Consider the following 13,063-nt stretch of genomic DNA (forward strand, 5'->3'; position numbering starts at 1 on the left):
GTTGTGAAAGGATGCCCGATGTTTGCCAGCCGATTGCCCCGACCCCTCTTTGCGCCGATCCTTGCGCTGATGCTGAGCCTGCCCGTGGCCGCGCAGACCGTTCCCGATGTGCCCGATTATGTGATCGCGGAATATGGCGCGCCGCCCGCTGTTACCACCGGACCCCTCCCCGACACGGTGCGCGAGGCGGTCGAGACCGCCTTTATCGACGGGTTGCGGCAATCGGCATGGGGGCGGGACCAGTCGCTTGCCTTGCAGGAGGTGGTGGCCTCTGGCGATGCGCGGCTGGTGTGGATCATCAGCGATCTGATGCGCTTTGTCCCAAGCCGGGAGTTGAACGGCGTGCTGGCCTCCGCCGCAGAGACGCTGTTGCAAAAAGACCTCGGGGGGCAGGCCCATTGGGGCGGTGTCACCGATCACCTGATGGCATGGGACATCCCCGCGCCCCCTGATTACCTGCGGGCCAAGCGCGCGATTTTCACCACCGTGGTGCCGGGCTGGGATCATATCTTTGTCGAGGGGGATATCGACTGGCGGCATGTGTCCTGGGGCGGCGTTTTGATCGACGATCGGCCCTATGACACCACCGATGATCCGTGCAACTGCATTCCGGCGGCGGACAATCCCGAGGTGATCCCCGCAGCAGAGGCGACATGGCCCGCGGACGACGCCATCGTGTTCGGGATCGAGGTGAATGGCGAATACCGCGCCTATCCAAGGCAGATCATGGAAGTGCGGGAAATGGTGAATGACACGCTCGGTGGGCGCGATCTGGGCATTCCCTATTGCACCTTATGCGGTGCGGCACAGGCCTATTTCACCGATGAATTGCCCGAAGGGGTGGAGCGCCCTGTGCTGCGCACCTCTGGCCTGCTGATCCGGTCGAACAAGGTGATGTATGATATCACCAGCGGATCGGTATTTGACACGTTCCGGGGCAACGCGGTGACCGGGCCATTGCTGGAGAAAGGCATCACGCTGGAGCAGGCCACGGTTGTGACCACCGATTGGGGCACATGGAAAGCGACCTATCCTCAGACCACCGTTCTGGTAGAGGCGCTGGCGCTGGGTCGCAATTTCGATTTCCGCAACGGGCGGGATGCGGATGGGCCGATCTTTCCCATCGGTGATGTGGACCCGCGCCTGCCGGTGCAGGAGGACGTGATCGGCGTCGTGGCCGGGTCCGGCACGCCAGTGGCCTTTGCCCGTGGGGCGGCTCTGCTGGCGTTGCGCGCGGGGCGGGAGGTGACGTTCGAGGATGTCCGATTGGAACTGTCCGCCGGGGGGATCAAGGCCGTGGGTGCCAATGGGGCCGACCTTGGCAGTCATCAGGCGTTTTGGTTTGCGTGGTCGCAATTCTATCCCGACACGGCCCTTTGGCAGGGATAGAGGGCGGCTCTAGTCCCGCGTTGCGGCACGATACCATGCGGTGATGTCGGCGCGGGCGGCGGGGTCCATCTGGATCGCATTGGGCGGCGGCATCGCGTGGCTGACGCCCGCTTGCAGGTATATCTGCTGGGCATAGCGGGCGACGTCGCTTTCTGTTTCGAGCACGACCCCCTTGGGCGCGCGGTGGATGCCGTCCCAAACCGGCTCTCGCGCGTGGCACATGGAGCAGTTGCCGATCACGCTGTCATAGGCGGCGGCAAACTCGATCTGCTCCACAAAAGCGCGCTCTGCTGGGGTCAGCGCCCGTGCTGCGGCCTCCTCATAGCTGTCTTGCCCGCCTGCCGTGGACAGCCACGCAATCGCCAAAAACAGCATCGCGGTGGCAGCCCATGTCCAATGCGGCCCGGCTCCCGTGGCGTGCATCGTGTTGAAATAATGTCGGATCGTGACCCCCATCAGGAACACGAGGCTCGCGATGATCCACGCGTATTCCGTGCCAAAGGCCAGCGGATAATGATTGCTCAGCATCAGAAAGATCACTGGCAAGGTCAGGTAATTGTTGTGGGTCGAGCGCAGCTTGGCGATCTTGCCATATTTTGCATCGGGCGTGCGCCCCGCCTTGAGATCGGCAACCACGATGCGCTGGTTGGGCATGATGATGAAAAACACGTTCGCGGTCATGATCGTGGCGGTGAACGCGCCAAGGTGCAGCAGCGCCGCGCGCCCGGTGAACACCTGATTGAGGCCCCAGCTCATCGCGACGATGATCCCAAACAGCACCAGCATCATGGCGGTCGGATGATCGCCCAGCTTTGACTTGCATAACTGGTCATAGAGCACCCAGCCAATGCCAATCGACGCGGCAGACAGGGCGATGCCCTGCGCGAGGTTGATATCGGATTTCGTGGGATCAAGCAGGAACAACTCCCCCCCGACCCAATACACGATCATCAAAAGGGCCGCACCCGACAGCCATGTCGAATAGCTTTCCCATTTGAACCAAGTCAGGTGATCGGGCATCGCGGCGGGGGCGACCATGTATTTCTGCACATGGTAAAACCCACCCCCATGCACCTGCCATTCCTCGCCCGACGCGCCGGGCGGCAAATGTGGTCCTTTGCGCAGGCCAAGATCGAGCGCGATGAAATAAAACGAGGAGCCGATCCACGCGATGGCAGTGATCACATGCAGCCAACGCACGGCAAAGGAAATCCAATCCCACAGGATAGCCAGATCATACATGGGAAAGCCTCCTCACCGCCGAAACTGGGACCGTGCGCCGTGGCGCGGGGGCAGTATTCGGCGCGGGGCGGCAAACTGCAAGCGATCAGGCCGATCCCGGCCTTGTGCTCTCGCAAAAACCTACGGATGATGCGCAGGAGCCCATCCAATGAAGGACACCGCCCGTGCATCGCTACCCCCGTGACATGACCGGCTATGGAGCCACGCCGCCAGATCCACAATGGCCCGGCGGGGCCAAGATCGCGGTGCAGATCGTCCTGAATTATGAAGAAGGCGGGGAGAATAACATCCTGCACGGCGATGCCGCCTCAGAGGCATTTTTGTCAGAGATCACTGGCGCGGCCCCATGGCCCGGCCAGCGGCACTGGAACATGGAAACGCTCTATGAATATGGCGCGCGGGCCGGGTTCTGGCGGGTGCATGGCTTGCTCAAGGATCTGCCGATCACGGTTTATGGCGTGACCACCGCGCTGGCGCGCGCACCCGAACAGGTCGCCGCGATGAAAGCCGCCCAGTGGGAGATCGCCAGCCACGGCCTGAAATGGATCGAACACAAGGACATGACAGAAGCCGAGGAACGCGCCCATATGGCCGAAGCGATCCGGCTCCATACCGAAGTGACCGGCACGCCGCCGCGCGGCTGGTACACCGGGCGTTGTTCGATGAACACCGTGCGCCTTGCCGCCGAGACGGGGCAATTTGCCTATGTCGCGGACAGCTATGCCGATGATCTGCCTTACTGGATGCGCTTTGGCCGCCGGTCGCAATTGATCGTGCCCTATACGATGGATTGCAACGATATGCGCTTTGCCATTCAGGCCGGATTTACGGATGGCACGCAGTTCGAGGGGTATCTGCGCGACAGTTTCGACATGCTGTATGCCGAGGGGCTCGCAGGTGCGCCCAAGATGCTGTCCATCGGGCTGCATTGCCGTATTGCGGGCCGTCCGGGGCGGGCGGCGGCGCTCAAGCGGGCGCTGGCCCATATGGCCTCCCATGAGGGTGTGTGGTTCGCCACGCGCGAACAGATCGCGGATCATTGGGCCGCGCTCCATCCCGCACCAGAGAGCCTCCGCCCGTCCATGATGGCGAAAGAGCAGTTTGTAGAGGCGTTTGGCGGGGTATTCGAGCATAGCCCATGGATCGCGGAGCAGGCATGGGATTTGGAGCTTGGCCCGGCCCATGACAGCGCCACAGGTGTGCATTCCGCCCTTGCGCGGGTGTTTCGCACCGCATCCGAGGACGCGCGACTTGGCGTGTTGCGCGCGCATCCCGACTTGGCCGGAAAGCTCGCTGCTGCCAAACGCCTGACCGCAGAGTCGACGGCAGAGCAGGCCTCCGCTGGGCTCGATGCGCTGACGGATGAGGAGCGCGCGGGCTTTACCGCGCTCAATGACCGCTACACCACGACATTCGGGTTTCCCTTCATCATCGCCGTGCGCGACAACACCAAGGCCAGCATCATGGACGCGTTCCGCCGCCGGGTGGAGCAGGACCGCGACACCGAATTCGCGGAAGCCTGCCGTCAGGTGGAGCGGATCGCGGAATTGCGCCTCAAGGAAAAGCTGGACCGATGAGCGAGACGATCCGGATCGCGCCCTTGACGGCGGATGCTTTCGCGCCCTTTGGCGATGTGCTCGACGTGTCCGGCGCACCGGACAAGATCATCAATCAGGGTCTTTGCGGGCGTTATCACGACCGTGCGGTGCTTGATTTCGGCACCGGGCGGGCCGGGATCAGCCTGTTTGACGCAGAACCGCGCCGATTGCCCCTAACGCTGGAGATGGTGGAGCGGCACCCCGATGGCAGTCAGGCGTTTTTGCCGATGAGCCATGAGCCGTTTCTCGTGGTCGTGGCACCAGACGTGAACGGCCAGCCCGGCCCGCCGCGCGCCTTTCTGACGACGGCAGGGCAGGGCGTGAATTATCATCGCGGCACATGGCACGGTGTGCTGACCCCGCTTCATGCGCCGGGCCTGTTCGCGGTAGTCGACCGGATCGGGGCGGGGGACAATCTTGAAGAATTCTGGTTTGACCGCCCGTATCTGATCGACGTCTAGCTGTGAGAGCCGGTCATCCGCTGGTGGCACTTAGCCTTGGCCCTACCCCAGCGGCATATGCCGGTTCACGTCCTTGTAGAGCAGATAGCGGAACCGCCCCTGCCCGCCCGCATAACAGGCCTGCGGGCAGAACGCGCGCAGCCACATGAAATCGCCCGCCTCAACCTCGACCCAATCGGTGTTGAGCCGGTAAACCGCCTTGCCCTCCAGCACGAATAGACCGTGTTCCATCACATGGGTTTCCAGAAAGGGGATCACGGCACCCGGCTCGAACGTCACGATATTGACATGCATGTCGTGGCGCAGATCGGCAGGATCGACAAAGCGGGTGGTGGCCCATCGCCCCTCGGTCCCCGGCATGGGCGTGGGGGTGACGGCCTGATCGCTGGTGACAAAGGGCTCAGGTGCGGCAATGCCCTCTACCGCGACATAGGCCTTGCGGACCCAGTGAAAGCGCAAAGCCTCCGTTCCCGGATTGCGCAGCGACCATGCGGTGCCTGCCGGGATATAGGCATAGCCGCCTTCCTCCATCCGGTGTGAGGTGCCTGCAATCGTGACCTCTGCCACGCCATCGGTGACGAACAGCACCGCCTGCGCGCGCGGGTCCGTATCGGGCCGGTCGGAGCCACCGCCGGGGGCGACCTCCATGATGTATTGCGAAAACGTCTCGGCAAAGCCGCTCAAGGGCCGGGCCAGCACCCAAGCGCGCGTCTGCTCCCAAAACGGCAGGGCGCTCGTGACGATGTCGCGCATCGTGCCTTTGGGGATCACGGCATAGGCTTCGGCAAACACGGCCCGGTCGGTCAGAAGCTGGCTCTGACCGGGAAGCCCGGCGGGCGGGGAGGCGTATTTATCTGACATGGGCAGCCCTTTTGATTGCGCGCCCCCTTGATACTGCGCGGGCGCGACGGAGGGAAGCGCGCGTCAAAGCCGCGTGATCGTCGCCTCTCCCGCGCGCATCGGCCCTGCTGCCCGGTCAAAGCGCAGATAGGCCAGCCCCTCGCCCCCCGCGACCGTGTGAAGCGTGCCCGCCGGGCGGCCATCCTCCGTCTCAATCGGGGTGCCGGGAGCGGCGGTGCCCTCGACCCGTACCCGCGCGAGGCCCTTGCGCAATTCCGTCTTGTGCTTCATCCGGGCGGTGACTTCCTGCCCGACATAGCAGCCCTTGCGGAAATCGACGCCATGGAGCCGCTCGAAATCCATCTCTAGGATAAAACTGTCATTGGGCTGCAATTCCGCCCCGGCCTCCGGCACACCAAGGGCGACGCGCAGCGCGGCCCAATCGGCGGCTGTGGCGTCCGTCGCGCCTGCGGGCGCGGGGCCAAGATGCCGCGTGCCGAGACCCGCATCGCGCGGATCGGCAAACCCAGGCAGATCATCGCCCCCCCAGCAGAGCGTGACAGGCGTATCCTCTGCCGTGAGCGCCACCTTCGAGCGCAGTTTATACATCGTCAGCCGCTGAAGCAGGCCGGGCGCCTGATCCCTGCGCACATCCATCAGCACATCCGCGCCATCGGGATAGAGCAGGAAATCGGCCAAATACTTGCCCTGCGGGGTCAGGATCGCGGCATAAACCGCCCCCTGATCGAGCTGTTTGACATCGTTCGTGATCAACCCTTGCAGGAAATCGCGGGTATCCTCGCCGGAAATGCGGATGATGTGGCGGGATGGATCGGTCCAGGCGTACATGTATGGCTCCCGTTACGGTTCGTCCTGTCATATAAGAGCGGATGACGGGAGGTACAGGGCCACCCGGACAGAAGAGAGCCGCCATGCCCGCCCCATTGAGCATCATTATCGGTCTGCCCGGCCCGTTCTCCGCCCCGGAGGAGGCGCTTGGCCCCAGCCTTGGTGCTCTATCAGAGGCGGTGCTGTCGGGGATGATCGCGGATGTGACCTTTCTGTGGTCGCAGGGCGCGCCGCCGGACTGGCTGCGGGCTGTGGCGGAGGAGACAGGTGCGGACTGCGCGCAAGGCACGCTTGCCGACGCGCGCCTCCATGGCAACGGGGTGGCGCGGCTTGTGATTCCCGTGGGCGTTGTGTTGCCCCATGGCTGGGTAGGGATGGTTCAGGCGCATCTTGATGCAGGCGGCGGGGCCGCGCTGGTCGCACGGCCGCGCGGGTGGCTTGACCCGCTGCGCGCATGGGCCGGGCGGCCCGCGCCAGATCAGGCGCGCCTTTTGCCTGCGCGCGGTGCGACGGGGCGCTTTGTGGTGCTGCGCAGCCCTGCGCGCAGGTAGCAGAGCCGCACCCGGCCCCGTGCGGCGAAACCTGCCGTTCCCAATCGCCCCAAGGACCAGTAGCATCCCGCTCAAACAGACCGGAGGCAGATGATGAAAACGATGCAGGTGCAGGAACAGGGCGGACCGCTCGTTGCCGTGGAGGAAGCCCGCCCCGTGCCCGGACGGGGCGAGGTGTTGTTGCGGATCAAGGCATGCGGCGTGAATTTCGCGGATACGCTGATGGTGAAAGGCACGTATCAGGAGACGCCCCCCTATCCCTTTGCCCCCGGTATGGAAGTGTGCGGCATTGTCGAGGAGGGGGCGGGCCTGCCAGTTGGAACGCGAGTTGCCGCGATGATCGGGCATGGCGGGTTTGCCGAATTCGCCACGGCTCCCGCCGCAGCCTGTGTGCCGGTGCCGGACGGCATGAGCGACGCCCATGCCGCGGCGTTTCTGGTGGCCTATGGCACCGCGCATGTGGGGCTGACCCATCGGGCGCGCTTGCAGGCGGGTGAGACGCTCTTGGTGCTGGGGGCGGCGGGTGGCGTGGGCCTAACGGCGATTGAGGTAGGCAAACTCCTTGGCGCGAAGGTGATCGCCTGTGCGCGGGGTGCCGCGAAATGCGCCATCGCGAAAGAGGCGGGCGCGGATCACGTCATCGACACGGACAGCGGCGATATCCGAACGGAGGTCAAGGCGCTGGGCGGCGCGGATGTGGTCTGGGATCCGGTCGGCGGCGCGCAGTTCAAAGCAGCACTACGCGCCTGCAAGCCCGAGGCGCGGCTCCTGCCATTGGGCTTTGCCTCCGGCGAGGTTCCGCAAATCCCGGCCAACATCCTCTTGGTGAAAAACCTTGATGTGCTGGGCTTTTACTGGGGCGCTTATATGACTTTCGCACCGGAGGTGATCGTGCGGTCGCTCCAGACGCTGTTTGCCTGGTATGGAGAGGGAAAACTGCGCCCGCATGTCAGCCACGAAGTGCCACTTGCCGAGGCCGCCGACGCGCTCGATTTGTTGATCAGCCGCAAGGCTACGGGCAAGGTGGTGGTCACACCGTAACGAAGCGCTCCCGCACGTCGGCTTCGCCTCCCTTTGGGGTGAGGGCGAAAGACAAACGCTGCGGGGCAGCGTTTGCGCCCGAACGCGCTGAATGGAATGAAGCGCCGGGAAAGGCCCGCGTTGCGCGCCGGTTTAAGATTGCGCCGAGGTGTTTGAGGAACAGATGTGTTCCTCAAATCACCCGCTCAATTGTGGGGTTACGATTCGCCCGCGCGTCAAGGCCGCTCGTTCCTCGGACCTTGACCCACGATCGAATCGCGGGGGCTGCTCTTGCTCCGCTCGTCCCAATTCACTGTCCCTCATTTGGTTAAAGCCTTCGTCTTCAGACGAAAAAGCCGCGCTTCAGCGCGACTCTTTTTCCTCAAGATACCAATGACCGCTTATGATTTCGAGGCTCACGGCGTGTACCACCATCGCTATCACGTGGTGTGGTCAACCAAGTATCGCTACAAGGTGCTGGAGGGTGCCATTCGGGTCCGCGCGCGGGATGTGATGCGCCGGATCAAGAGGCGGTCGTCGCGGCGGTTGCAGCAAGAGTTCCCGGCGCTCAAGAAGCGCTACAGGGGCAAGCATTTTTGGGCCCGCGGGTATTTCGGCACGACCAGCGGGAATGTCACGAATGACCTAGTACTTCAGTACCTTGCGGCGTACAGCCCCGATGCTACCGACGTGTCGTTTGTTTGCATCGCTCCAACGCGTGCAGTTGATAGAACCGCTCGCACAAGACGGCGACCGGTGGGCGCGCAACGGCGCTGCGCGATCGCCTCCACCGGGTTCGCGCCTGTTCGACTGTGATCGTGCTATGCTGCCCGATGGGCGCTTGCCGCGTCCGGTCACCTTTGCGGTCTTGCACTTCATAGGTCCGCGTACCGGAAGTCATGATCCGCACGCCAAATCGCCTCACCGCGCTATCCCACTCGAAATAACCATCTGTCCGAACGGGAAAACGCTCAACGCTCCGCTTGGTTCGTTTTGGCATCCGCCTGCACCTCCGATTAGGGGCGATTTGCGCAAGTTCGATAGAGGATCGCGACCTACTCATATGCGCCGGGTCGAGGACAAACCGCTACAAGAAGGCGATCTCATTGCGCAGCGGTAACGTGCGAATGCGCTGGCCCGTCGCCGCGAAAATCGCATTGGCAAGCGCAGGCGCGGCAGGGGGGACCGGAGGCTCGCCCACGCCACGGATGCGCTGTCCGTCCTCCAGAATACGGATTTCGATCTGCGGCACCTGATACATCCGCATTCCGGCATAGCTGTCGAAATTCGTTTGTTGGGGCGCATGGTTTTCGTAGGTCAACGCGCAATTCATCGCGTGGCCAAGGCCCCAGATCACGCCACCCATCCCTTGCGCGCGGTAATTGGTCGGGTCGAGCACGCGGCCAGAATCGATCGCGGTAAACACCTTGTCGATGCGGATGCCGCGATCTGTCTGCGTGACCTCCACCACATGCGCGCAAGGCACGCCGAAAGACTGGGTAAAGCCCACGCCCCGGCCGCGTTGTGGGCCAAGGTCGGGGCCGGTCCAGCCCGCCAATTCCCCGACGGTTTCAAGAACCCGCCGCGAGGTCGGATCAGAGCAGAGCCGGATTCGCTCCGCCAATGGATCGGCCCCTGCGGCATGGATCAACTCATCCAGAAAGCAGTCATGAAAAAATCCGTTGCTGGTCGCACCCACCGCGCGCCAGGATGAAATTGGCACCATCTCCTGCGCGCGATAGCCCGTCACCCGGTAATGCGGAATGGCAAAGGGCTGATCCCACGCGCCCGCCGTCAATGTTGGATCATATCCCGGAACGGGCAGGCCCATCAGGCGGCCAAACCAACTGCTCAACATGCCCGATTGTGCCACCGAAAGGTCAAGGCACTCGACCCGCCCCTCCGTCACGGTGCCGCGCGCATGAGCGACCGCCGCGGGGCGCGGGTAGTCATGGGTCATGTCCTCTTCGCGGGACCATGTCATCTTTATCGGGGTGTCGGGCAGGGCGCGCGCGATCTCAACCGCCTGCTCCACATGGGTCATTTCCAAGCGGTGCCCGAAACTGCCGCCCATCGGATAGACATGGACATGCACATCACCCTTGTCGATCCCTGCGATCCGTGCCGCGCGATCCCGGATGAACAGCGGGATTTGCGTGCCTGTCCAGATGTCGAGCCGGGCCGGGCTGGCGTGCACGACCGCATTCATCGGCTCCAATGGCGCATGGGCGAGGTAGGGCACGCGATACCGCGCCTCGATCACGCGCGGCGCGTTCTCCAGTACCTGCGCGGCATCGCCATCATTGCGCAAACGCGGCTCCCGCCCACGGCGCGCCGAGAGGGTTTGTTCAAGCGTGTCGAACATGGCCTCGGACGTGGCGGGATAATCCGGCGCGCCCCATGTGATCTCCAACGCGTCGGCGGCGCGGAACGCGCGCCAAGTGTTGTCTGCCACGACCGCGATCCCGTGGGAGATCGGAATGATCCGCTCCACCCCGCGCATGGTTTCGGCAGCCGATGCATCATAGCGGATCACCTCCCCGCCAAGGCCGGGATTGGCCCGCACGGTGGCAAATTTCATCCCCGGAAAGGTGATGTCGATGCCGAACCTTTCCTCACCGGTCACCTTTGCCCGCATGTCAGTGCGCATCAGTCCTTCACGCCCGAGATAGCGCCACTCGGACGGATCGCGCAGGGTCACGTCGGTCACTGGCGCGATCTCGGCTGCGTGGCGGGCGAGTGCGGTATAGGCAATGCGCGTGCCATCGGGAAGGATGACATGGCCGTCCTCTGTCCTGAGCGTGGCGCGGGCATGGCCGGTCTGACGTGCCGCGGCGTCCTTCAGCGTTTCACGCGCCGTTGCACCAGCCATCCGCAGCCTCGTGTAGCTGTCCGGCACGGTGGAGGAGCCGCCCGTCATCTGGAACGCGAGGAATTTCGCGGGCACGGCCATGGCATTGCGCAGCCCCTCTGCCATTGCGCTGCGGTTATGCGCGGCAAAGGGCACGACCTCCCCCAAAACGGCGCGGTTGAAATAGGCCGGGCCGGGCTGACCGGGGGTGAGCGTCGCGGTGGTGGGATCAATATCCAACTCCTCCGCGATCAGATAGGCTTGGACCGAATAGCTCCCTTGCCCCATATCCGCGCGCGGCGTGATGAGCGTGATCCCGGACGCGTCGATCTTGACGTAAGGGGTGATCGCGGCCTCTCCCTCACCCAGCGTTTCCAAAAGCGGGTTGGGGATGGGACGTTTTGCGACAAACACGCCAAAGGCGACACCGCCCACAATCGCGGCGGAGCCGATGAGGAAGCTGCGGCGGGCAATCGTGCGGGCGCGACCCATGCTCAGGTGCCTTGCAGGGTTTGTGCGGCTGTTCGGATCGCGGCCCGGATACGCGGATAGGTGCCACAGCGGCACAGATTGCCGGACATATAATCGTCAATATCCTGATCGGTCGGATCGGGAATGTCGGCCAGGAGGGTCACGGCCTGCATGATCTGTCCGGCCTGACAATATCCGCATTGCGCGACCTGATGCGAGATCCACGCCTCTTGCACGGCATGGAGCGTCCCCCCCGCGCTCAGCCCTTCGATTGTGGTGATCTGTGCGCCGTCAAGGTCACCAATCGCCAGTTGGCAAGACCGCACCGCGTAGCCATCGAGATGCACCGTACAAGCGCCGCATTGGCCAATACCGCAGCCATATTTCGGCCCGGTGATGTTCAACTCATCGCGCAGCACCCACAAAAGCGGCATGTCCGCTTCCACGTCCACGTTGTGTTGGGTGCCGTTCACACTCAGTCGCGTCATTGTCTCGTCTCCCCCCCTAGAAATATAGAGCGGGATTTTCCGGCAGTCCAAGGGGCGAAGGCTGCAAACAGCCAGCCCTTCGCCGTTTCCTTACGTCATCGCGGCCATCATGTAGCACAGGGCAGTTATCCCGGCGCTGACGGTGCGCAGATGGTTGAGCCGGGTCCAGCGGATGCGGTATTCCGCCCAATAGGCTTGGCCAGACGGCGTGTGCGCCGACAGCGCATCAAGCCGCTTGTTCATCGGCACATTGCCGATCATGGTCACGAGCATCACGCCAAGCAGATAGCTGGCCGCCCCCGCGATGATCCAGCCACGCGCCGCCGCCGGGCCGATAAACGCGGTCCCCAGCAACGCGAGGGCAACCGGTACGGAGCCAAGCAGCAACACCATAAAGACAGAGCGATAAACCGTGCGGTTGATCTGCTGCATCGCCTCGGCCCCGGCCGCAGCGGGGGCTGCCCCAGCCCGCGCATCACGAAATCCGAGAAGGCCAGAAAAACCCCGCTGACAAGGGCCGCGGCAAACGCCGCAAGCCCCAAGAAAGTGGACAACATGCACATAATTGGCCTCCAATACCCGCGATACTCAGTTCGAGATGGCAACGGCATGCCGCAAATAGCGGGTATCGCTGATCTGCCGAGCGAGGAACGCAGCCACATCCTTGCGCGAGATTTTGAAGTTCAGGTTCCGCTCGCTGGGGGGGAAGTTTTCCTTGTAGCCGCCCGTGGCCGGCGCGTCGGTAAATCCGCTGGGACGCACAATCGTCCAATCCAGACCACTTGCCTGAACAAGGTTTTCCTGAAGCTCATGGTCCAGGAAAACGGGCCGCAGCAGCGCGCCGAACATGATCCGCTTCCAGAAGAAATTAAGATTATCCCAGCTTTCATGCGCCCCGAGCGTGGATTGGCAGATCAATCGGCGCACGTTGTGGGCCTGCATCCCCTTGATCACGTTCAACGTGCCTTGCGACCGGATGATGCTCTTGCGGGCCATGCCAGATCCCAATGCGACCACGACAGCATCCTTTCCACGAATGCCATCCGCGACCTGCGTGGGGTTCAACGCGTCGCCCGCAACGCGCTCAAGACTGGTATGGGTGAGAGACAGCGCGTCAGGCCTGCGGGCAAAGGCCGTAACGCGATGCCCGTCCTCAAGCAGGGCTTCGACGGCAAGTTTTCCGACAGTTCCTGTTGCGCCAAAGACTATGATTTCCATAAGAATTCTCCTGTGTGTTTGGTGCTGGCTTGTGCTTGACACCGTGTAAACTTGACACTGTGTAAATAGGAAATAGCTTGTCATT

The 13,063-nt window shown here is 63.2% G+C and carries 12 protein-coding genes and 1 pseudogene; 6 read left to right on the forward strand and 7 right to left on the reverse strand.

Annotated elements, in window-relative coordinates; all coding sequences use genetic code 11:
* Nucleotides 1-18 precede the first annotated feature (18 nt).
* Complete coding sequence (locus tag FHS89_RS05580; RefSeq protein WP_184009410.1) at nucleotides 19-1,389, forward strand: DUF3179 domain-containing (seleno)protein; 1,371 nt, start codon at nucleotides 19-21, stop codon at nucleotides 1,387-1,389.
* 9 nt (nucleotides 1,390-1,398) lie between these two features.
* Here the strand turns inward: FHS89_RS05580 and FHS89_RS05585 are convergent, their stop codons facing one another.
* Complete coding sequence (locus FHS89_RS05585; protein WP_184009412.1) at nucleotides 1,399-2,631, reverse strand: urate hydroxylase PuuD; 1,233 nt, start codon at nucleotides 2,629-2,631, stop codon at nucleotides 1,399-1,401.
* A gap of 164 nt (nucleotides 2,632-2,795) precedes the next feature.
* Here FHS89_RS05585 and puuE point away from each other — a divergent pair, with 164 nt between their 5' ends.
* Both puuE and FHS89_RS05595 read left to right on the forward strand, forming a co-directional pair.
* Nucleotides 2,796-4,208: an allantoinase PuuE gene (gene puuE, locus FHS89_RS05590; RefSeq protein ID WP_343051344.1), complete on the forward strand. Its 1,413-nt coding sequence runs from the start codon at nucleotides 2,796-2,798 to the stop codon at nucleotides 4,206-4,208.
* Nucleotides 4,205-4,690, forward strand: coding sequence for an ureidoglycolate lyase (locus FHS89_RS05595; protein ID WP_184009414.1), 486 nt, complete (start codon nucleotides 4,205-4,207; stop codon nucleotides 4,688-4,690). The genes puuE and FHS89_RS05595 overlap by 4 nt, the downstream gene beginning before the upstream one ends.
* A 42-nt stretch (nucleotides 4,691-4,732) precedes the next feature.
* Here the strand turns inward: FHS89_RS05595 and FHS89_RS05600 are convergent, their stop codons facing one another.
* Nucleotides 4,733-5,551, reverse strand: a complete 819-nt coding sequence (locus FHS89_RS05600) for a bifunctional allantoicase/(S)-ureidoglycine aminohydrolase (protein WP_184009416.1) — start codon at nucleotides 5,549-5,551, stop codon at nucleotides 4,733-4,735.
* 63 nt (nucleotides 5,552-5,614) lie between these two features.
* Nucleotides 5,615-6,379, reverse strand: a complete 765-nt coding sequence (ygfZ, locus tag FHS89_RS05605; protein ID WP_184009418.1) for a CAF17-like 4Fe-4S cluster assembly/insertion protein YgfZ — start codon at nucleotides 6,377-6,379, stop codon at nucleotides 5,615-5,617.
* A gap of 83 nt (nucleotides 6,380-6,462) precedes the next feature.
* Here ygfZ and FHS89_RS05610 point away from each other — a divergent pair, with 83 nt between their 5' ends.
* The 3 genes and pseudogenes from FHS89_RS05610 to FHS89_RS05620 form a co-directional block, all read left to right on the forward strand.
* Complete coding sequence (locus tag FHS89_RS05610) at nucleotides 6,463-6,930, forward strand: hypothetical protein (protein WP_184009420.1); 468 nt, start codon at nucleotides 6,463-6,465, stop codon at nucleotides 6,928-6,930.
* Nucleotides 6,931-7,023: 93 nt separating this feature from the next.
* Nucleotides 7,024-7,971, forward strand: a complete 948-nt coding sequence (locus tag FHS89_RS05615; RefSeq protein ID WP_184009422.1) for an NADPH:quinone oxidoreductase family protein — start codon at nucleotides 7,024-7,026, stop codon at nucleotides 7,969-7,971.
* 372 nt (nucleotides 7,972-8,343) lie between these two features.
* A pseudogene (locus FHS89_RS05620) lies at nucleotides 8,344-8,625 on the forward strand (transposase); the annotation flags it as partial.
* A 412-nt stretch (nucleotides 8,626-9,037) separates the two neighbouring features.
* Here the strand turns inward: FHS89_RS05620 and FHS89_RS05630 are convergent.
* The 4 genes from FHS89_RS05630 to FHS89_RS05645 all read right to left on the reverse strand — a co-directional run bounded on the left by FHS89_RS05630 (nucleotide 9,038) and on the right by FHS89_RS05645 (nucleotide 13,062).
* Nucleotides 9,038-11,293 (reverse strand): xanthine dehydrogenase family protein molybdopterin-binding subunit, encoded by a 2,256-nt coding sequence (locus FHS89_RS05630; RefSeq protein WP_184009427.1) that lies wholly within the window; start codon nucleotides 11,291-11,293, stop codon nucleotides 9,038-9,040.
* A gap of 2 nt (nucleotides 11,294-11,295) precedes the next feature.
* The gene (locus tag FHS89_RS05635) at nucleotides 11,296-11,760 is read right to left on the reverse strand and encodes a (2Fe-2S)-binding protein (protein WP_184009429.1); all 465 of its coding nucleotides are present in this window, start codon (nucleotides 11,758-11,760) and stop codon (nucleotides 11,296-11,298) included.
* Nucleotides 11,761-11,850: 90 nt separating this feature from the next.
* Nucleotides 11,851-12,192 (reverse strand): anthrone oxygenase family protein, encoded by a 342-nt coding sequence (locus FHS89_RS05640; RefSeq protein WP_246413611.1) that lies wholly within the window; start codon nucleotides 12,190-12,192, stop codon nucleotides 11,851-11,853.
* Between the two features lie 156 nt (nucleotides 12,193-12,348).
* Complete coding sequence (locus FHS89_RS05645; protein WP_246413612.1) at nucleotides 12,349-13,062, reverse strand: NAD(P)-dependent oxidoreductase; 714 nt, start codon at nucleotides 13,060-13,062, stop codon at nucleotides 12,349-12,351.
* Between the last annotated feature and the right edge of the window lies 1 nt (nucleotide 13,063).

It is taken from the genome of Rubricella aquisinus, from assembly GCF_014199445.1.
In the GTDB taxonomy this organism is placed as follows: domain Bacteria; phylum Pseudomonadota; class Alphaproteobacteria; order Rhodobacterales; family Rhodobacteraceae; genus Rubricella; species Rubricella aquisinus.